This window comes from Mesorhizobium sp. USDA 4413 (genome assembly GCF_056280365.1).
Window position 1 is genome coordinate 5,715,253 of record NZ_JBVPRP010000001.1, and the last position, 18,625, is coordinate 5,733,877.

16 protein-coding genes and 1 pseudogene are annotated in these 18,625 nt (G+C 62.3%); 6 read left to right on the forward strand and 11 right to left on the reverse strand.

What is annotated here, in order from left to right; all coding sequences use genetic code 11:
- The first annotated feature begins 441 nt into the window (after positions 1-441).
- A complete protein-coding gene (locus ACVMIM_RS27830) occupies positions 442-2,166 on the forward strand; it encodes a DNA methyltransferase (protein WP_052458295.1) in 1,725 nt (574 codons plus the stop codon).
- 304 nt (positions 2,167-2,470) lie between these two features.
- Here the strand turns inward: ACVMIM_RS27830 and ACVMIM_RS27835 are convergent, their stop codons facing one another.
- Positions 2,471-2,674 (reverse strand): hypothetical protein, encoded by a 204-nt coding sequence (locus ACVMIM_RS27835; protein ID WP_040990716.1) that lies wholly within the window; start codon positions 2,672-2,674, stop codon positions 2,471-2,473.
- Positions 2,675-2,898: 224 nt separating this feature from the next.
- Between ACVMIM_RS27835 and ACVMIM_RS27840 the strand changes: the two genes are divergently transcribed.
- Positions 2,899-3,111 (forward strand): hypothetical protein, encoded by a 213-nt coding sequence (locus tag ACVMIM_RS27840; RefSeq protein ID WP_476117483.1) that lies wholly within the window; start codon positions 2,899-2,901, stop codon positions 3,109-3,111.
- The gene (locus ACVMIM_RS27845) at positions 3,069-3,425 is read left to right on the forward strand and encodes a helix-turn-helix transcriptional regulator (RefSeq protein ID WP_476115800.1); all 357 of its coding nucleotides are present in this window, start codon (positions 3,069-3,071) and stop codon (positions 3,423-3,425) included. The genes ACVMIM_RS27840 and ACVMIM_RS27845 overlap by 43 nt, the downstream gene beginning before the upstream one ends.
- Here ACVMIM_RS27845 and ACVMIM_RS27850 read toward each other — a convergent pair.
- From ACVMIM_RS27850 to ACVMIM_RS27870, 5 genes and pseudogenes are all read right to left on the reverse strand, one after another.
- Positions 3,406-4,659 carry a tyrosine-type recombinase/integrase gene (locus tag ACVMIM_RS27850; protein WP_040990714.1) on the reverse strand — a complete coding sequence of 418 codons (1,254 nt, stop codon included), beginning with the start codon at positions 4,657-4,659 and terminating at the stop codon, positions 3,406-3,408. The two genes, ACVMIM_RS27845 and ACVMIM_RS27850, sit on opposite strands and share 20 nt — an antisense overlap.
- Positions 4,660-4,974: 315 nt before the next feature.
- Positions 4,975-6,541 (reverse strand): annotated as a pseudogene (gene guaA, locus ACVMIM_RS27855) (glutamine-hydrolyzing GMP synthase).
- A gap of 70 nt (positions 6,542-6,611) precedes the next feature.
- Positions 6,612-7,253 carry a 5'-methylthioadenosine/S-adenosylhomocysteine nucleosidase gene (locus tag ACVMIM_RS27860; RefSeq protein ID WP_476115802.1) on the reverse strand — a complete coding sequence of 214 codons (642 nt, stop codon included), beginning with the start codon at positions 7,251-7,253 and terminating at the stop codon, positions 6,612-6,614.
- Positions 7,254-7,394: 141 nt separating this feature from the next.
- The gene (locus ACVMIM_RS27865) at positions 7,395-7,853 is read right to left on the reverse strand and encodes a PaaI family thioesterase (RefSeq protein ID WP_476115804.1); all 459 of its coding nucleotides are present in this window, start codon (positions 7,851-7,853) and stop codon (positions 7,395-7,397) included.
- 95 nt (positions 7,854-7,948) lie between these two features.
- Positions 7,949-9,238 (reverse strand): RsmB/NOP family class I SAM-dependent RNA methyltransferase, encoded by a 1,290-nt coding sequence (locus ACVMIM_RS27870; RefSeq protein WP_476115805.1) that lies wholly within the window; start codon positions 9,236-9,238, stop codon positions 7,949-7,951.
- Positions 9,239-9,569: 331 nt separating this feature from the next.
- On the opposite strand from ACVMIM_RS27870, the gene ACVMIM_RS27875 reads away from it, so the two are divergent.
- Positions 9,570-10,247 carry an MIP family channel protein gene (locus tag ACVMIM_RS27875; protein WP_040997556.1) on the forward strand — a complete coding sequence of 226 codons (678 nt, stop codon included), beginning with the start codon at positions 9,570-9,572 and terminating at the stop codon, positions 10,245-10,247.
- 126 nt (positions 10,248-10,373) lie between these two features.
- On the opposite strand, the gene katG is transcribed toward ACVMIM_RS27875, so the two are convergent.
- The gene (gene katG, locus ACVMIM_RS27880; RefSeq protein WP_476115807.1) at positions 10,374-12,581 is read right to left on the reverse strand and encodes a catalase/peroxidase HPI; all 2,208 of its coding nucleotides are present in this window, start codon (positions 12,579-12,581) and stop codon (positions 10,374-10,376) included.
- 158 nt (positions 12,582-12,739) lie between these two features.
- Here katG and ACVMIM_RS27885 point away from each other — a divergent pair, with 158 nt between their 5' ends.
- Positions 12,740-13,648, forward strand: a complete 909-nt coding sequence (locus ACVMIM_RS27885) for a hydrogen peroxide-inducible genes activator (RefSeq protein ID WP_476115809.1) — start codon at positions 12,740-12,742, stop codon at positions 13,646-13,648.
- Between the two features lie 14 nt (positions 13,649-13,662).
- Here the strand turns inward: ACVMIM_RS27885 and ACVMIM_RS27890 are convergent, their stop codons facing one another.
- The 4 genes from ACVMIM_RS27890 to ACVMIM_RS27905 form a co-directional block, all read right to left on the reverse strand.
- A complete protein-coding gene (locus tag ACVMIM_RS27890; RefSeq protein ID WP_476115810.1) occupies positions 13,663-14,469 on the reverse strand; it encodes an amino acid ABC transporter ATP-binding protein in 807 nt (268 codons plus the stop codon).
- Positions 14,466-15,407 carry an amino acid ABC transporter permease gene (locus ACVMIM_RS27895; RefSeq protein ID WP_476115812.1) on the reverse strand — a complete coding sequence of 314 codons (942 nt, stop codon included), beginning with the start codon at positions 15,405-15,407 and terminating at the stop codon, positions 14,466-14,468. The genes ACVMIM_RS27890 and ACVMIM_RS27895 overlap by 4 nt, the downstream gene beginning before the upstream one ends.
- Before the next feature lie 155 nt (positions 15,408-15,562).
- Positions 15,563-16,420 carry an ABC transporter substrate-binding protein gene (locus ACVMIM_RS27900; protein ID WP_476115814.1) on the reverse strand — a complete coding sequence of 286 codons (858 nt, stop codon included), beginning with the start codon at positions 16,418-16,420 and terminating at the stop codon, positions 15,563-15,565.
- Between the two features lie 94 nt (positions 16,421-16,514).
- Positions 16,515-17,525, reverse strand: a complete 1,011-nt coding sequence (locus ACVMIM_RS27905; protein WP_476115815.1) for an isopenicillin N synthase family dioxygenase — start codon at positions 17,523-17,525, stop codon at positions 16,515-16,517.
- A gap of 93 nt (positions 17,526-17,618) precedes the next feature.
- Here ACVMIM_RS27905 and ACVMIM_RS27910 point away from each other — a divergent pair, with 93 nt between their 5' ends.
- Entirely contained in the window at positions 17,619-18,563 is a 945-nt protein-coding gene (locus ACVMIM_RS27910; RefSeq protein ID WP_476115817.1) for a nucleoside hydrolase, read from the forward strand.
- Positions 18,564-18,625 lie beyond the last annotated feature (62 nt).

An 18,625-nucleotide genomic window follows, 5' to 3' on the forward strand; every position in this document is an offset into this window, starting at 1 on the left:
CATTGGGCGCCAGACTCTCGACCGTCACCTTCTGGTTGGGCAGCGCGCCATCGGCGCGACGTATGTCGGCGAGCGCGTCGATCGTGTCGCCAATGCTGTCAGCGATGTTTGCCAGGTCATTGTCCAGAGCGGCGCCGCTCTCGGCCCAATCCTGACGAGCCTTGTAGCTGTATTGGATGACGGGCCTCTCGGGATTCGGCAGCTTGCATCACTTGCAACTGCACTTTCCCAATCGCGCCGCCGTGGCGCCTGCTCTTAAGATGAGATCGACAGAGGCAAAGTGGTTGACCTTTGCCCCGGAGGCCGGGGCGGTGATGCAGCTGCCCGAGACTGCGGCTGTTCCGGCGCAAAAAATATAGCGCGTTTGACCGGTCAACTCCATAGCAGTATTCGTTAATAATCCTCGTCGATACTCCGCCTATGGCGGACGGGGCTACATCGATGAACAAGCTTTTCTATGGCGACAATCTCGACATATTGCGTAACAAGATTCGGGACGAGAGTGCCGACCTGATCTATCTGGATCCTCCCTTCAAATCAGACGCAAACTACAACGTTTTCTTCCAATCGAATTCGACAAACAGCGAAGCCGACGCGCAGGTTGAAGCATTCAAGGACACCTGGAAATGGGGCGATGCTGCTGAGACCGCATACGACGACGTTCGCAACCACGGCAAACTGGGGCTGGCGCTCTCCGGCATCCGTCGGTGGCTGGGAGATCAAAACGCAATGATGGCGTATCTCGCCATGATGGCTGTGCGCTTCGTTGAACTCCAACGCGTCTTGAAGCCCACCGGCTCGATCTACCTCCACTGCGACCCCACCGCTTCGCACTATCTCAAGATCCTGCTGGACGCGACGTTCGGCCACGACTGGTTCCGCAACGAGATTATCTGGAAGCGAACAAACTCGCGCAGCACGGTTGGCCAGTGGCCTCGCCTGCACGACACGCTGTTGATGTATTCCAGCCCGGAGTCGGCGACTTTTAGCGCGCAGCGGATTCTTGGTGAGGCCGCCAAACTTCCTCATACCCTGATAACCGGTTCGGATGGCATGAAATATCAGACCTATGAGTTGACCGGCGCCGGGATCACCAAGCAGGGCGAGAGCGGGCAACCCTGGCGCGGGTTCAACCCGACGAAGATGGGGCGTCATTGGGGATACAGTTCCATCCAAATGGAGGCGTGGGACTTAGCGGGCTTGATACACTGGCCGAAGAATGGCGGCTGGCCGCGACGTCGCGCCGAAAAGCCGTTCGATGCCTCGCAACGACAAGTCGTCGTCGGCGATGTTTGGACCGATATCGATCGGTTGAACCAAACGGCAAAGGAACGGCTAGGCTATCCTACGCAAAAGCCCTTAGCGCTGCTCGAGCGAGTGCTCGTTGCGTCATCGCGCGAAGGAGATGTCGTGTTGGATCCGTTCTGTGGCTGCGGAACCGCGGTTGATGCAGCCGAAAAGCTTCATCGGCAATGGATTGGAATCGACGTCGCGCACTATGCCGTCACGCTGATCGAGGAGCGCTTAGCGCGTTGGCGAGCGGGCGCCGTGTACGAGGTTTATGGAAGGCCAACCACTCTGGATGGCGCCAGGGAATTGGCGCATCGCGACAAGCATCAATTCCAATGGTGGGCTGCTTGGCTTCTTGGAGCACAGAGCTATCAACGCGACGAGAAGAAGGGGGCAGACCAGGGCATCGACGGTCGAGTAGCCTACAAAAACGGGCCATACGGCGATGGCCAAATCATCATTTCGGTGAAAGGTGGCGAACATATCGGCGTGCAGATGGTTCGGGATCTTCGGGGCGTTGTTGAGCGCGAAGAAGCCGAAATGGGTATCCTGGTTTGCTTAGCGACTCCAACAGGGCCGATGTTGACGGAGGCCGCCCGAGCGGGTTTCGTACCGAGGTCAGCTCACGGACGACTGCCCCGCCTCCAAGTCATCACGATCGAAGACATCCTGGATGGACGACCTCCCAGGATGCCCCCTATTCCCCAACCGGAGCGACATACCCCAGTTCGCCGAAAAACCTCGCGCGATCAACTCGAATTGCTTCTGCCGCACACGGGTGACGCCCAAGTTCAAATACGGGGAGAATTTATCGATCCTCGCTTCATGAAGTTCGGACGCGACAAAAAGCAGAGTTTAGTATCCTCCGATCGCTAGGTTGTTTAGCATCGCATCTACACGCTCATGTTCTGGACGATCGTCGCCACGCTAATTGTCGTGTCCATCGTAGGCCACATTTTACAAGCTAGGGCCGACATGCGGAGCGAAATGCGTTTCGGCCCACGTAGCGAGAATCGATGGATCATCGAGAACGAGCGCATTAACGTTGCCCGGCACGCTCGTAAAGAGTCCCGCCGCTCTCCAACGCCGTGCGAGCCGTCGCGTCCGAAGTGATCGCGCCGCCGGCGCGCATGGCCCCTGCGCCGCAGTATGCGCCGTGGACTTCCTGGCGGGTTCCATCTTATCGGCAATAGAGCGTACTGCCTGCTTCGGCCGCCGAGCGTCCCAATGCATCAGCGATGCCGATCCTGGCGCCGCGGTTGTTCGCGTTGCGAATGAGCTCGACCGACTGCGGATGGATGAACATGTCGGCCAGCGCGCGGAGGTTGCTGCGCAGGGCAGCGCGCTTGACCGCATCGCCCGCCCCGTTGACCGACGTGCTCAAAGACCGCACGAGGTATCACCAAGCCGGTGGGCGAGGCAGCGCCGCCCAGGTCGGCGTTCAGCGACCGGTTGAACTCCGTCGCACTGCCGATCTCGACGCGGTACACGTAATGTTATGACCGAGCCAATTTGAACCTATAGTGAGACCAATACAAGAATCCGCGCTTGACGGTGTCAGGGGCAGGGTATGTGATGCGCAGTTTCCACCTATATGATGTTCACTGCTTGAAACTGTTCAAAATCGCCTACTGGCGTGCCGTTGCCGCCAGTCAGCTCACGCATCAAATGAGTCTTCTCATTCGCGAGTGGGGATATGTCATCGCAATTGAAGGCGGTAGAATACTTCCAAAAGTTGCGCGACGGTTTGAGCGAGAAGGCAACCTGTCGGGTACGAAATGGCCAAACAGCAGCAGTGTTCAGGGCTGGAACGATTCGTGAGTGCTGAAATTGGGCGGTCGGCCCCACTTCCGCTTCCCCATATTGGGTCACGTCGAGTGCTGCGAACTATTCGCCGTTCGCAGCTGCGAGCAATCGTCCCGCTGTCGGACACTACGATCTATGAGATGGAGCAGCGTGGCGAATTCCCAAGACGCTTCAATCTCACACCCCGCTGTGTTGTCTGGGACTTGGCAGAGGTCGAAGCTTGGATCGAGGAGCGGCGGACTGCATCATCTGCTGGAAGAATCGAGCGCGGGCCAGCTCCCAACGTGAGGCTACGAAAGACTCGACCCGTCAAATCGGATCGAGAGTAATCACTCCTCCTGTAGGCGGCTGAAGTGCAGGCGTATGCTTCTTGCCTGCTGTCCAGGAGTCGACCATGTCAGCCCACTCCTGCAGCATATGACGACGCTGCAACTCATATTCAGCCCTGTTGTAGACACCGCGCGATGAGCGGCCGTCTTCGTGGGCAAGACATTTTTCAATCCAGTCGCGATTGAACCCGATTTCGTTCAAAAGTGTAGACCCGGTGCGCCGGAGATCGTGCACCGTGAAAGGCGCAAGTGGAAGATCTTGCTTCCTTGCGCGCTCGACAATCGCTGCAGTTACGCGATTGAAGGTCGCGCGTGATATGGTTTCATCGGCATCGTAGCGAGACGGCAGCACATACCGCGAATTAGCCGCGCAAGTCTTAAGCGCTATCATGATATCGAGCGATTGCCGTGAAAGGTACACATTATGCGGCTTCTTCCGCTTCATGCGTTCCTTTGGGATATTCCAGACGGCGTTCTCGAAATCGACCTCAGCCCACGTTGCGTCGAGCAGTTCACCCTTGCGGACCATCGTGAGCAAGATAAGCTTTAGGCCAAGCCGAATGGTCGGCAACGTCGGCACATTCTCCAACTCTTTCAGCATGATCCGGATCTCTGCGGGCGACAGTGCTCGATCTTTCGCCTCGAAGGTGGCTATCGACGCCGGCCCCACTTCGTCCGCAGGATTGCTAATCTTTTTGCCATGCAGAATGGCGTGAGCATAGATCTGCTTAACAATATCCCTGATATGAATGGCTGTTGCAGGCGCGCCGCGGTCCTTCACTCTCACGCAAAGTGCCCGCAAGTCGTCAGGTGAGATCTCGGTTAGGAGCCTTTTCTGCCAAATCGGCGAAATGTCTCGATCGAAAATCGCCTTCCGCATCGAACGGGTGCTCTCCGCCATCTTTGCGTCCTTGAACCAGCGTCTACTTGCATCGCCGAAGGTCGCCGCGGCTGACAGCCGATGCTTTTCGCGCTGCTTTTCCTGCGCGGGAGACTTTCCGGCTGCCACCATCTTCCGCGCTGCGATGCAGCGGTCGCGCGCCTCCGCCAGCGTGATACCTCCCTCACCGTAGCGGCCCAGCGTCAGAGTCTCCCGCCGGCCGTTCATCCGGTAGTCATACCGAAATGCAATCTGCCCCGTTGGAGAAACCGTCGCGTACATACCGTCACGATCGGAAACCTTGTACATTTTCTCCTTTGGTTTCAACTTCTTAAGCGCAATGTCGGTTAACATGGCTCCATAACCATCGGGAAAAAAAGGACGAGTCAGAAATCGATTTTACCGTCAATGATTTTACCGTCAACCTTTAAGGATAACGATTGCATTTCAAATGGTTAATGGGAAAAGCAGGGTGATCTATAGACCGGCGTCATGTCGGTATTGGGCGGCAAGACAGGGGGCGGGGAAACCTTTACCGTCAGATTTACCGTCAAATGCCATCGCTTAGGGGCGATAGTTAGCGATAGCCTGAGAAAGGAAAAACATTTTTCTTCAGACATTTACGGATTCAGTTTTGACAATTACCAAAAGTCAGCGAGCGAAGCTGCCTCATTCCCACTCGATCGTGCCGGGCGGCTTCGACGTCACGTCGTAGACGACACGGTTGATGCCTTTGACCTCATTGATGATGCGCGTGGCGGCGGCGCCGAGGAAGGCCATGTCGTAGTGGTAGAAGTCGGCCGTCATGCCGTCGACGGAAGTCACGGCGCGCAGCGCGCAGACGAATTCATAGGTGCGGCCATCGCCCATCACGCCCACCGTCTGCACCGGAAGCAGCACCGCGAAGGCCTGCCAGATTGGCGTCGTAGAGGCCGGCCTTGCGGATTTCGTCGAGATAAATGGCATCGGCCTCGCGCAGGATCTCCAGCTTTTCGCGCGTGATGCCGCCCGGGCAGCGAATGGCAAGGCCGGGACCAGGGAAGGGATGGCGGCCGATGAAGCTTTCGGGCAGGCCGAGCTCTCGACCCAGCGCCCTCACCTCGTCCTTGAACAATTCGCGCAGCGGCTCGACCAGCTTCATGTTCATGCGCTCGGGCAGACCGCCGACATTGTGGTGCGACTTGATCGTCACCGACGGACCGCCGGAGAAGGAGACGCTTTCGATGACGTCGGGATAGAGTGTGCCCTGGGCCAGGAAATCGGCGCCGCCGAGTTTCTTCGCCTCTTCCTCGAAAACCTCGATGAACAGCCGGCCGATGGTCTTGCGCTTCTTTTCAGGATCAGCCTCGCCTTCCAGCGCCGAGATGAAGCGGTCGGAGGCGTCGACCAAGATCAGCGGCAGGTTGTAGTGCTGGCGGAACATCTCCACCACGCTCTTGGCCTCGTCCTTACGCATCAGACCATGGTCGACGAGGATACAGGTCAGCTGGTCGCCGACCGCCTCATGGATGAGAAGCGCCGCGACGGAGGAGTCGACGCCGCCCGAGAGCGCGCAGATGACCTTGCCCTTGCCGACCTGCTTGCGGATCGTCTCCACCGCGTGCTCGCGATAGGCCCGCATCGTCCAGTCGCCCTCGATGCCGGCGATGTTGTGGACGAAGTTCCGGAGCAGCCTGGCACCGTCCGGCGTATGCACCACTTCCGGATGGAACATGATGCCGTACATCTTGCGCTCGATATCGCCGAAGATGGCGAAGGGAGAGCTTTCCGACTTGCCAAGCACCTTGAAGCCTGGCGGCAATTCGATGACGCGGTCGCCATGGCTCATCCATACCTGGTGGCGCTGGCCGGGCGCCCACAGGCCTTCGAACAGCGGGCTCTCCTTTTCGATCTCGACGAAGGCGCGGCCGAACTCGCGATGGTTGGAGCTTTCGGCGAGGCCGCCCATCTGCACGCAGAGCGCCATCTGGCCATAGCAGATGCCAAGCACGGGCACGCCAGCGTCGAAGACGACCTGCGGCGCGCGCGGGCTGCCGATGTCGGTGGTCGAGGCCGGGCCGCCCGACAGGATCACCGCTTTCGGCTTGATGCGCTTGAAGGCAGCTTCCGCCGATTGGAACGGCACGATCTCGGAAAAGACGCCGGCCTCGCGGATGCGGCGGGCGATGAGCTGCGTGAACTGGCTGCCGAAATCGACAATCAGGACGGTGTCGGGATGATTGGCTGTCGTCGTCATGGCGAGCCTTTAGAGAAAGAAACGAGTCGACGCAATGGGCTCCGCGCTGCGGCTTTCGGTCCCTTCGGGCCTAATCCAGGCGGATCGCGCCGGATTCGATCGCCTGCTCCAGCAAGCCGACGGCCGCAGCCAGCTTCTCATCGATCACATGCAAATATTCCGTCCAGTCGCTGACGTGCCTGAGATCGGCCGCGCCGTCGGAAATGCCGCGCAGCCCGATCAGCGGCACGCCGAACAGTTGGCAGGCGCGCAGGCAGGCGAAGGTCTCCATGTCGACCATGTCGGCGTCGACGGCATCATAGGCGGCACCGGAGATGATCGCGCCGCCGGTCGAGAGCGAGGCTGTCTTGATGCCCGGGATGAGGAGAGGCAGCGGCACCGCCACCGGCAGGTCGAGGAAAGGCGTCGCCCCCTTCTCGAAGCCGAGCGGCGAAGCGTCCATGTCGCGATAGCTCACCGACACGGCCTGATAGATTTCGGCCTGTTCCAGTTTGCGGCTGCCGGCCGAGCCCAACGAGACGATCAGGTCCGGCAGCGCTCCCTCGGCCTTCAACGCGGCCAGCTCGGCGCCCAGCCTGACACCGGCCTCGACCGGACCGACGCCGGTCATCAACGGCGTGAACAGGTTTTTGAGGTGCGGGCCATATTCGGCCTCCACCGCCATGACGAAGAGAACGGATTTGTCCGACAGGTGTGACACTTCCACAGTCATGAAGCTTTACCCCTATTTGCTACGACGAAGGGAAAGGGACAACGTGCCGCTTGCCGCCTGCCGGCCCTTCCCCATGGCTCCGGGCGTTCGTCGCTCGAAAAGCCCGTTCGGGGGCTTTTCGCCTGTTGTGCTGACCGCTCCTCATCCCTCAATACCGTCGCGGCCAACCACCGTCATCATGGTGCCGGTCATGGTGGCAATCAGCTTGGCCTCGCCGTCGGCTGCGAAGGCATAGGCCTGGCCGTCGGCGACGATGATGGTGCGGCCGGGCTTCGTCACGGAGCCGCGGAACAGGAAGCGCTCGCCCCTGCCCGGCGCGAGCAGGTTCACCTTGAACTCGATGGTCAGAACGCCGGAATTCTCCGGCATCAGCGAGAAAGCCGCGTAGCCGCAGGCGGAGTCCAGCGCTGTGGAGATAACGCCGGCATGCAGGAAGCCGTGCTGCTGGGTAAGCGAGGTGGAATAAGGCATCTCGATCTCGATGATGCCTGGCGTCACCAAGGTCAGCTCGGCACCGATCGTCGCCATTGCTTTCTGCCGGGCAAAGGAGGTCCTGACGCGTTCCTCGAAGTCGGGAGCGGGTACGATCTTAGCTGCCATGGAGCTTCGCCTCCTATTTGCTGGCGAAGCTTATTGCAGAGGCAGGCAAGACAGGCAATCTCCTATGTTGCAGCGCAGCAAAAGGACGGCCGTCCTCAAGCAGCCCTGCGCAAGGCGTGGAAATAGAATCCGTCGGTGCCGCTCAGCGCCGGCGACAGCGAGATGCCGCCGCCTGCGCCGATACGCGCGGCCGCCTGGTGGCCGGGGAAGCGGCTGTCCCAGAGCTGGCGATGGTCGACCGGCGCAAAACCTTCATGGCGTTCGCAGAAGGCCGCGACCTGCTCGCCGTTCTCTGCATCGAACACCGAACAGGTGATGTAGACCAGCAGGCCGCCCGGCTTGACGAAGGCCTGCGCGGTATCGAGGATTGCCTGCTGCTCTCCTTTTCGGGCATCGAGCTGTCGCTCGGTCAGCCGCCATTTGGCGTCGGGCCGTCGCCGCCAGGTGCCGCTGCCGGTGCAGGGCGCGTCGATCAGCACGAGGTCCATATGCCCGGTGAGCGGCGCAAGCTCCGCCGGCTTGCTGACGACCTGGACGTTGCGGTTGTGCGAGCGGCGGATGCGCTCGAAGATCGGCGCCAGCCGCACCTTTTCCGCGTCATGGGCGAAGAGCTGGCCCCGATTGTCCATCTCGGCCGACAGCGCCAGCGTCTTGCCGCCGGCGCCCGCACAATAGTCTAGCACCTGCATGCCGGGCGCAGCACCGGCGAGCGCCGCGGCAAGCTGCGAGCCCTCGTCCTGCACCTCGAACCAGCCTTTCTGGAAGGCGGGCTCGGCCTGCACGTTCGGATGCCTGCCGTCGCCGTCGATCGGCGGGATGCGGATGCCGTTCGGCGCGATTCTCGCGGGCGCGGCACCCGTGCCCTGGAGCTCGGCCAGCACCTTGGCGCGATCGGCCTGGAGCGTGTTGACCCTGAGATCCAGCGGCGGGCGCTGGGCGAGCGCCGCGCCTTCCTCGACCCAGGCGTCGCCATAGGTTTGCTCGAGCAGCGGTGCGCACCAGTCCGGAACATCCGCCCGCACGGCATCGGGGGCCTTACCAAGCCTGCGCTCGGCCGCCGCCTTCAACTCGGATGCGCTGAGCAGCGGCGGCGCGAATCTGTCGCCGTCCAGCGCGTCGTTGAGCGACTGCGCCGTCTGCCCCCACTCCAAGAGAAGCGCGCCGAAGCCGATGGCGCGCGGCGTGTCCTCGCCGAACAGCCAGCCGGCCGAGCGTTTGCGGCGCAGCGCGTCATAGACGATGTTGCCGATCGCCGCGCGATCGCCGCCGCCGGCGAAGCGATGCGACAGGCCCCAGTCGCGCAAAGCGTCGGCCACCGGCCGGTGGCGCCGGCCGATGTCTTCAAGAACCTCTATCGCCGCCGCCAGCCTTCCGCCCAGTCGCATCCCGTTTTCCGTAGCTGTTACAAATCGGTTTCAGCCCGCTCATAAAGCCTTTCAGGCCAGGATTGAAACAGTTCCGTTCGGTTTGCCGATGAAACGACGTTTCAAGACCGGAGGATTTGGTCGAACGCTTTTTCCATGGTGAGCGGCTGAGCCGGGAAACAAGAACAATCGATCAGAACATGAAAGACTTCTAATGTTTTTGATCGACCCCTGCAAGAAAGCTCACCGGCTTAACCTCTCAGCTTTCCAAGTGTTTCCTGCAGGAATACTCTTCCGGAAGTGATTCGCGACGTGGGAAATGCAGTTCGACGGATCCTATGAGGAGAGGGCAATGAAGACTTATCTGGCAGAAGTTCTCGGCACGTTTTTGTTGGTGTTCATCGGTACGGCCTCCGTGGTCACGGGCGGTTTCGGCGGCGCGCTGCCGCTCGGACAGGAAGGCATTGGCCTGGCGTTCGGCATCGGCCTGATCGCCGCGGCCTATGCGATCGGCCCGATCTCGGGCGCGCATCTCAACCCGGCGGTAACGCTCGGCGTGTTCCTGGCAGGGCGGATGCCGGCCAAGGACGTCGTCCCCTACTGGATCGCGCAGATCATCGGCGCCATCATCGCCTCGCTGGCGCTGTGGATCATCGTTTCCGGCCAGGCCGGCGGCCACACCGGCGGCTTCGGCGCCAATGGCTGGGACGAAACGAAATGGGGCATGAGCTCGGCCTTCCTGTGGGAGCTGATCGGCACCTTCACCTTCGTCACGGTGATCCTCGGCGTCACCAACGCCAAGCACACGACCGCCTTCGCCGGCCTGGTCATCGGCCTGACGCTGGCAGGCATCCACTTCGCCATGATCCCGGTGACCGGCACCTCGGTCAATCCGGCCCGCTCGATCGGCCCGGCGCTGTTTTCGGGAGGTGCTGCGCTTAGCCAGCTCTGGCTGTTCATCGTCGCGCCGCTGATCGGCGGGGCGATTGCCGGTGTCGTCGCCAAGGCCGGCATCTTCGAAAAAGACTGATCCGTCTTTTTCGTTGAAGCAATTCCGGACGGAAAACCGCAGAACACTTTTCCTGGAATTGCTTCGGCCGAACAAGCAAAAAGGCGCGGGCATGACCCGCGCCTTTTTTTCTTGGGAGGTACGACCTTATTTCGCGATGTCGAAGCGGTCGGCGTTCATCACCTTCGTCCATGCCTTGACGAAATCCTTGACGAATTTCGCCTTGGCGTCAGCCGAGCCGTAGACCTCGGACAGCGCGCGCAGCTGCGCGTGCGAGCCGAAGATCAGGTCGGCGCGGGTGCCGGTCCACTTCACCTCTTTGGTCTTGCGGTCACGTGCTTCATAAACTTCATCGGAACCCGGCTCGGAGCCGGCCGCCGGCTCCCAGATAGTGGCCATCGAGAGCAGGTTGACGAAAAAGTCGTTGGTGAGCTGGCCCGGCCTGTCGGTGAAGACGCCGTGCTTCGAGCCGCCGACATTGGCGCCGAGCACGCGCAAACCGCCGACAAGCACCGTCATCTCCGGCGCCGTCAGCGTCAGCAACTGGGCGCGATCGACCAGCATCGCTTCGACCGACATCGGCAGCCTGCCGCGGGCATAGTTGCGGAAGCCGTCGACCTTCGGTTCCAGCGGCGCGAAAGAGGCGACATCCGTCTGCTCCTGCGAAGCATCCATGCGGCCCGGCGTGAACGGCACCTTGACCTCATTGCCGCCATCCTTCGCTGCCTTCTCGACCGCGGCGACGCCCCCAAGCACGATGAGGTCGGCAAGCGAGACCTTCTTGTCGCCGGTCTGGGCCGCGTTGAACTCCTTCTGGATGGCTTCCAGCTTGCTGAGCACCTTGGCGAGCTGAGCCGGCTGGTTGACGTCCCAGTTCTTCTGCGGCGCCAGCCGGATGCGGCCGCCATTGGCGCCACCGCGCTTGTCCGAGCCGCGGAAGGTCGAGGCCGAGGCCCAGGCGGTCGAAACCAGTTCGGAGACGGACAGGCCCGAAGCCAGGATCTTCGCCTTGAGCGCAGCGATGTCGGCCTCGCTCACCAGCTCGTGGTCGATGGCCGGGATCGGATCCTGCCAGATCAGCTCTTCCTTCGGCACGAGCGGGCCGAGATAGCGCACGACCGGGCCCATGTCGCGGTGGGTGAGCTTGAACCAGGCGCGGGCGAAGGCGTCGGCGAACTGGTCCGGGTTCTGGTGGAACCGGCGCGAGATCTTCTCATAGGCCGGATCGAAACGCAGCGCGAGGTCGGTGGTGAGCATGGCCGGCGCGTGACGCTTGGAGGGATTGTGCGCATCCGGAACCGTGCCGGCGCCGGCGCCGCCCTTCGGCGTCCACTGATGGGCGCCGGCCGGGCTCTTCGTCAGCTCCCATTCGAAGTTGAAGAGGTTGTCGAAGAAGTTGTTGCTCCATTTGGTCGGCGTCGTTGTCCAGGTGACCTCGAGGCCCGAGGTGATGGCGTCGCCGGCAATGCCGGAGGCGTATTTGCTCGACCAGCCGAGGCCCTGCGCCTCGATGCCGGCGCCTTCCGGCTCGGCGCCCACCAGCGAGGCGTCGCCGGCGCCATGCGTCTTGCCGAAAGTGTGGCCGCCGGCGATCAGCGCCACGGTCTCCTCGTCGTTCATGGCCATGCGGCCGAAGGTCTCGCGGATGTCGCGCGCGGCGGCGACCGGGTCCGGCTTGCCGTTCGGGCCTTCCGGGTTGACATAGATCAGGCCCATCTGCACGGCGCCGAGATGGCCGCGAAGCTCACGGTCGCCCGAATAGCGCTCGTCGCCGAGCCACTTGGTTTCGGAGCCCCAGTCCACATCCTGCTCCGGCTCCCACACATCGGCGCGGCCGCCGGCGAAGCCGAAGGTCTTGAAGCCCATCGATTCCAGCGCGACGTTGCCGGTGAGGATCAGAAGGTCGGCCCAGGAGATCTTGCGGCCGTATTTCTGCTTGACCGGCCACAGCAGCCGGCGCGCCTTGTCGAGATTGGCATTGTCCGGCCAGCTGTTCAGCGGTGCGAAACGCTGCTGACCGGCGCCGGCGCCGCCGCGGCCGTCGCCGATGCGATAGGTGCCGGCGCTGTGCCAGGCCATGCGGATGAAGAGCGGCCCGTAATGACCGAAGTCGGCCGGCCACCAGTCCTGCGAATCCGTCATCACCTTATGCAGGTCTGCGATCACCCCATCGAGGTCGAGCGTTGCGAACTCCTTGGCGTAGTCGAAGTCTTCGTCCATCGGATCCGACAGGTTCGACTGCTGGTGGAGAACGGAAAGGTCGAGCTGGTTCGGCCACCAGTCGCGGTTGGTCCGCGCGGATCCATGCGCCACAGGGCATTTGCCCGCGCTGTTGTCTTCGGTTTTCGCGTCCATCTTAATCTCCCGTTCTGCCGAGGTTTTTTGCCGAGGTTGATTTTGCCGAAATTTCCGGGGGCAGCCATTGGCCGCGCCAAGCTGGAATGATTCCAGACTAGGCCGGCCAGCCGATAAAGACAAATTGCCTTTCCTGTTTCATTTGATAGGATTTTCTTATGATTGGCCTCACCGTTCGGCAGATGCAATATTTCGACGCGCTGGCGCAGACGCTGCATTTCGGCCGCGCGGCGAAGCTTGCCGGCGTCAGCCAGCCGGCCCTTTCCGCGCAGATCGCCGAGATGGAAGAGCGGCTGAACTGCCTGTTGTTCGAGCGCGGCGGCAAGACCGTGCGCATGACCGACGAGGCGCTTGCCTTGCGGCCGCGTATCGAGCGCATTCTGGCCGATATACGTGACGTCGAGACGACTGCCCGGCGCGGCCGCCCGACCATGGAAGGGCGCTTCCGGCTGGGCATCATCCCGACGGTCGCGCCCTACCTCCTGCCGCATGTGCTGCCGGAGCTGAAAAAGCACTATCCTTCCCTCCAGCTCGAGCTGCGCGAGGCGGTGACCGCGTCGCTCGTCGAGGATGCGACGTCAGGCCGGCTCGATGCCTTCATCGCGGCCTTGCCGCTCGATCAGCCGGCGATCGTCACCGAACGGCTTTTTCCAGACCGCTTCTTCCTTGCCGTTCCCGCCGGCGATCCGGCCTTCGCCTCGCCGCCGGTGCCCCCGGAAAGTCCGGCACTGGAGCGGCTGATGCTTCTGGAGGAAGGCCACTGCCTGCGCGAGCAGGCACTGGCCGTCTGCGGCAATGTCAGGCCCGTGGCGATGGCAAGCTACGGCGCGACCAGCCTGACGACGCTCCTGCAGATGGTGGCGCATGGGCTCGGCGTCACGTTGGTGCCGGAAATGGCGGCAAGTGCGGCCGGCGTCATGCCGGATTTGAGAATCGTGCCGTTCCAGGAGCCGATGCCGCAACGCATGATCTGCATGGCCTGGCGGAAGAACAAGGTGCGCCAGGACGAGTGCGTGGAACTGGCGAAAATCATCCGCGGATTGGATCGGGCGGTGCTTGCGGCGTGAGGGGCCGTCAAACCTTAAAGAACCCGCGACAGGAATTCGCGCGTGCGCGGCGACTGCGGCTCGGCGATCATTTCGCGCGGCGCGCCGCGCTCGACGATCACGCCGCCATCCATGAAGACGAGCTGGTCGCCGATCTCGCGGGCAAATCCGATCTCGTGGGTGACGACGACCATGGACATGCCGCTCTCGGCGAGATCGCGCATCACCTGCAGCACCTCGCCGACGAGCTCGGGATCGAGCGCCGAGGTCGGTTCGTCGAAGAGCAGCACCTTCGGCTTCATCGCCATGGCGCGTGCGATCGCCACGCGCTGCTGCTGACCGCCGGACAGCTCGCGCGGATAGCGGTCGATCTTGTCGAGGAGACCGACACGCTTGAGCAGGATTTCGGCTTCAGCCTTTGCCTGGTCGGGCGGAATGCGCCGCACCTGCGTCGGCGCCTCGATAAGGTTCTCCATCACGGTCATGTGCGAGAACAGGTTGAAGGATTGGAACAGCATGCCGATCTCGGCCCGCCGCCGGCACAGCAGATCGTCCTTCACCTCGTAGAGCTTGTCGTCGCGGAGGTCGTAGCCGACGAACTGGCTGTCGACGAGCAGGAGCCCGCCGCTGATCTTCTCCAGATGGTTGATGCAGCGCAGGAACGTGCTCTTGCCCGAGCCCGAAGGGCCGATGATGCAGGCAACGGAGCCAGCCGGGACATCGAGATCGATCCCCTTGAGCACTTCCAGCTGGCCGTAGGATTTGCGCACGCCGCGCGCGAACACCATGGAATCGGCGGGCACGCCGAATCGGGCCCGGTTCTCGGATCTCACGTCGCTCATCGGGCGATGCCGCGCAGGCTGATGGCGTTGCGCAGCGCGCGCATGGTCAGCGGATCGCGGCGTGTGTCGCTGCGGCCGAAATGGCGCTCGAGGAAATGCTGCCCGACCGACATGATGCTGACCACCGTGAGATACCAGAACGCCACGACGATCAGGAGCGGGATCGTCTCGAAGGTGCGGGCGTAGATGCTCTGGGCCGAATAGAACAGATCGTCGACCGCGATGAAGGTCACCAGCGATGTCATCTTCAAGAGATTGATGGCCTCGTTGCCGGTCGGCGGCAGCACGAAGCGCATGGCCTGCGGCAGTGTGATGCGTTTGAGGATCATACGGTAGGGCATGCCGAGCGCGCTCGCCGCCTCCGCCTGGCCGGACGGCACCGACTTGATGCCGGCGCGGATGATCTCGGCCATGTAGCCCGCCTCGCAGAGCGAAAGGGCCACGACGGCCGAGAAGAACGGCGTCATGAAATCATTGGTGCGGGCGGAGAAGATCGTGCCCAGGAATGGCAGGGTCAGCGAGACCTCGCGCACCAGAAGCGACAGGTTGAACCAGAAGATGAGCTGGATCAGCGCCGGCACGCCGCGGAAGAACCAGACATAGACGCCGGCGAAGCCGCGCAGCACCGGGCTCGGCGACACGCGCATGATGGCGATGACGGTGCCGATGATGATCGCCAGCACCATGATCACCACAGTGAGGATCAAAGTGTTGGCGAGGCCGCGCATGATCGAGGGATGGAAGAGATAACCCGCGGCCGTGCCCCAGGCAAAGGCTGGGTTGCTGGCGAAGGCCCGGACGACGAGGAAGGCCAGCAGGAGGGCGAACGCCGTGCCGATCCAGATGCCGTAGCGACGCTGCGGCACCACGGTGAGCCGCGCCGCCGCTGCGGCGGCGCCCTGATCGAGGCTCAACTCTCTCGGGTGGGCCACGCCCATCGCAGAACTCCTGATCTCTCTGTCGGGCGTCCAGTCTACCGGACGCCGGTGTCCCCGCTCAAAACGCCCGCGCGCCCTGTCGGGCGCGCAAACATGTCGTACTGAATTTGCGCATGATCAGCCGCGAAAATCGATGCCGATTTCAGGTTGATGCCTCAGTCGGCACGCAGCGCATCCATGCTGTTGACGAAATAGGGTTCCTTGATCGCGTAGGCGCCCATTCCGTATTTCTCGAGGATGGTCTTGTAAGTGCCGTTCTTGAACAGCTCCGACAGTGCGGCGACCATCATGTCGGCGGTCCCCTTGTCGTCCTTGGCGATGGCAAGGCCCAGGGGCGCCACGTCATAGAGGGTTGGCAGGACGACGAGCTGGCCCTTGCTGGTCACCTCGAAATAGCTCGACGCGGTCGCATCGTCCATGCGGGCGTCGACGCGGTCGGAGAGGACAGCCTGGACGATGTCGGTCGAGGAGTTGAAGACCGATTTCTCGATCGCCTTCTGGCCCTTGTCGGTGCAGTCCTTGCTGAGCTTGTCGACCAGGAAGTCGGACGCGCTGCCGGCAGAGACGCCGATCCGCTTGCCGCAGAGCGGCGTGTCGCCACTGAAGCTCGCCTTCTTGTCCGGCGATGTCGAGACGGCGAGGCCGGCCTTGAGGAACATGACGAAGTCGACTTGCTTCAGCCGCTCCGGAGTGGCCGAGAAGGTCTCCCAGGCGATCTTGAAGCGACCGGCCGCAAGGCCCGGAATCATTGACGGAAACGGCGTGCGCTGGACGTCCAGCTTGGCGCCGACCAGCTTGGCGACCTCGCCGGCCAGTTCGATAATGATGCCGGTCTGCTTGCCGTCGGCATCGAGATATTCGAACGGCGCGTAGTCCAGCGTGTTGGCGACGGCGAGCGTGCCTGTCTGCTGGACCTCCGCCGATTTCGGAACCTCGGCAGCAGTCGAAAACCCGCTCCAGGAAGTGGCAAATGCGGCCAACGCCAGGCTGGCCATGCACAGATACGTTCTCATGTTCGTTCCCCTTTTGCTCATTGCATTGGCTGCAAATCTGTTCAGCACCTCCGCGCCGCGCGGATGACCGGCGCGGAGGCGGAAGTTCGATCGCTTACGCGCTCGCCGCTTCGGCCTTCTTCTTGCGGTAGTGGTAGTTCTTGTCGATGCGCTCCATCAGGTAGTCGCCATAGAGCACCGGCTCGTATTTCGGCTTGGCGCCGGCCGGCACGCAGACGGGGAGCGCCTCGATGGTCTCGTCCATCGACGGGTCGAAAAAGAAGGGCTGGGAATAGCGCTCACGCCCCGATCGGTTGATGACGCGGTGCGGCGTCGAGACGAACTGGTCGTTCGACCAGCGCGCCAGTATGTCGCCGACATTCATCACGAAGGAGTCTGGAATCGGCGGCGCGGGCACCCAGTCGCCCGCCTTGTTCTTGACTTCGAGGCCTCCGACGTCGTCCTGCGCGAGCAAGGTGATGAAGCCGTAGTCGGTGTGCGGCGCCGAGCCGAACAGCCCCTCTTCCTGTGGCTGCGTCGGATAATGCAGCAACCTGAGGAAGGTGGTCGGCTGTTCGAAATATCGGTCGAGACTGTCGGCCGGCAAACCGAGCGACAGCGCGATGGCGCCGACCATTTTGCGGGCGAGCGTGCCCATCTCCTCGACATAGCGTTCGATCGTTTCCCTGAAGCCGTTCAGCATCGCCTCCTCCGGCCATTGGTTCGGACCCTGCAGTGGCTTTTCGGCGAGCGCACGCGGATCGTCTTCGTCGACTTCATGCATGAAGAAGATCGACTCGCTCTGGTTCGGCTTGCTGACGGTCGCAACCGATGAAGTCACAATAGTCGAGCCGGCAAAGGGCAGGTAGCCACGGAAGTTCCTGTCGATCTTCAGCTTGAGCTTCTCTTCTTCCGGCAAGGCGAAGAAGCGCTTGCTCGCCTCGCGGACCGCCTCGACATCGGCGCGCGGGATCGGATGGCCGACGACATAGAGGAAGCCGATCGTCTCGAGATAGCGGCGCAGCGTTGCCGCCGTCGCCCGGATCGCGTCCTGGTCGGCGCCGTAGAGAGCCGACACGTCGAGGATCGGAATTTCGGAAAAGTCGCCGCGTTCTCGTTCGTCCATTGTCGAAGACCCTGTCTTGAACATAAGATACAGTACTGTATTTCTACACATCCGAACGGGCTCATCAATAGGCATTCGCAAGGCAGGCACGACATGGCACCACGCAAGATCATCATCGACACCGATCCCGGCCAGGACGACGCCTTCGCGATCCTGTTTGCGCTCGGCTCGCCAGCCGAACTCGAAGTGGTAGGCATCACCACGGTCGGCGGCAACGTGCCGCTGCCGCTGACCTCGAAGAACGCGCTGAAGGTGGTCGAGCTCGCCGGGCGGCCCGACGTGCCGGTGTATGCCGGCTGCCCGGGCCCGATGGTGAAAAAGCTGATGACGGCCGAATATGTGCACGGCAAGACCGGGCTCGACGGCGCCGATCTTCCCGAGCCGGTGACGCCGCTGCAGAGCGAGCATGGGGTCAACTATCTCGTGCGGGCGATCATGGACGCGCCGGAGGGCGAGCTCACCGTCTGCACGCTCGGACCGATGACCAATCTGGCGATGGCCATGACCATGGAGCCGAGGATCATTCCGCGGCTGCGCGAGGTGGTGCTGATGGGCGGCGGCTTCTTCGAGGGCGGCAACGCGACGCCCGCCGCAGAGTTCAACATCTTCGTCGACCCGCATGCGGCGCACAAAGTGTTCGACAGCGGCGTGCCGCTGACCATGGCGGGCATCGACTGCACCTACACCGCGATGATGACGCTGGAATGGCTGGACCGCCTGCGCGCCACCGGCAGCAGGGCCGCGATCGAGGCCGCCAACCTCGCCGATTTCTACCGCCAGTATGGCAGCCATAAATTCGGCACGCCGGGGCGGCCGATCCATGACGCCTGCGTCACCGGTTACCTGCTGGCGCCGGAGATCTACGAAAAGCGCCAATGCGCGGTGACGGTGGATATAGTCTCGCCCGAGACGATCGGCATGACCGTTGTCGACTGGTGGCATGTCACCGGCCGCCGCAAAAATTGCAACGTGCTGCGCCGCATCGAATCGGCGCCGTTCTTCGAGCTTATGCTGCAGCGGATCAGCGCCCTACCTTAAGCCTTATGTTCCGTAGTGGACGAGCACGGTTGCGGGTTGCGAAGCGGGCAAACATCGGCTTG

What these genes read in the sequence shown, in the direction of transcription:
- katG (WP_476115807.1), bottom strand. Translation starts at nt 12,581, where the DNA reads ATGGACGCGAAAACCGAAGACAACAGCGCGGGCAAATGCCCTGTGGCG.
- ACVMIM_RS27890 (WP_476115810.1), bottom strand. Translation starts at nt 14,469, where the DNA reads ATGAGCGACGTGAGATCCGAGAACCGGGCCCGATTCGGCGTGCCCGCC.
- ACVMIM_RS27910 (WP_476115817.1), top strand. Translation starts at nt 17,619, where the DNA reads ATGGCACCACGCAAGATCATCATCGACACCGATCCCGGCCAGGACGAC.
- ACVMIM_RS27870 (WP_476115805.1), bottom strand. Translation starts at nt 9,238, where the DNA reads ATGCGACTGGGCGGAAGGCTGGCGGCGGCGATAGAGGTTCTTGAAGAC.
- ACVMIM_RS27860 (WP_476115802.1), bottom strand. Translation starts at nt 7,253, where the DNA reads ATGACTGTGGAAGTGTCACACCTGTCGGACAAATCCGTTCTCTTCGTC.
- ACVMIM_RS27905 (WP_476115815.1), bottom strand. Translation starts at nt 17,525, where the DNA reads ATGGACGAACGAGAACGCGGCGACTTTTCCGAAATTCCGATCCTCGAC.
- ACVMIM_RS27895 (WP_476115812.1), bottom strand. Translation starts at nt 15,407, where the DNA reads ATGGGCGTGGCCCACCCGAGAGAGTTGAGCCTCGATCAGGGCGCCGCC.
- ACVMIM_RS27850 (WP_040990714.1), bottom strand. Translation starts at nt 4,659, where the DNA reads ATGTTAACCGACATTGCGCTTAAGAAGTTGAAACCAAAGGAGAAAATG.
- ACVMIM_RS27885 (WP_476115809.1), top strand. Translation starts at nt 12,740, where the DNA reads ATGATTGGCCTCACCGTTCGGCAGATGCAATATTTCGACGCGCTGGCG.
- ACVMIM_RS27875 (WP_040997556.1), top strand. Translation starts at nt 9,570, where the DNA reads ATGAAGACTTATCTGGCAGAAGTTCTCGGCACGTTTTTGTTGGTGTTC.
- ACVMIM_RS27830 (WP_052458295.1), top strand. Translation starts at nt 442, where the DNA reads ATGAACAAGCTTTTCTATGGCGACAATCTCGACATATTGCGTAACAAG.
- ACVMIM_RS27900 (WP_476115814.1), bottom strand. Translation starts at nt 16,420, where the DNA reads ATGAGAACGTATCTGTGCATGGCCAGCCTGGCGTTGGCCGCATTTGCC.
- ACVMIM_RS27865 (WP_476115804.1), bottom strand. Translation starts at nt 7,853, where the DNA reads ATGGCAGCTAAGATCGTACCCGCTCCCGACTTCGAGGAACGCGTCAGG.
- ACVMIM_RS27845 (WP_476115800.1), top strand. Translation starts at nt 3,069, where the DNA reads ATGGCCAAACAGCAGCAGTGTTCAGGGCTGGAACGATTCGTGAGTGCT.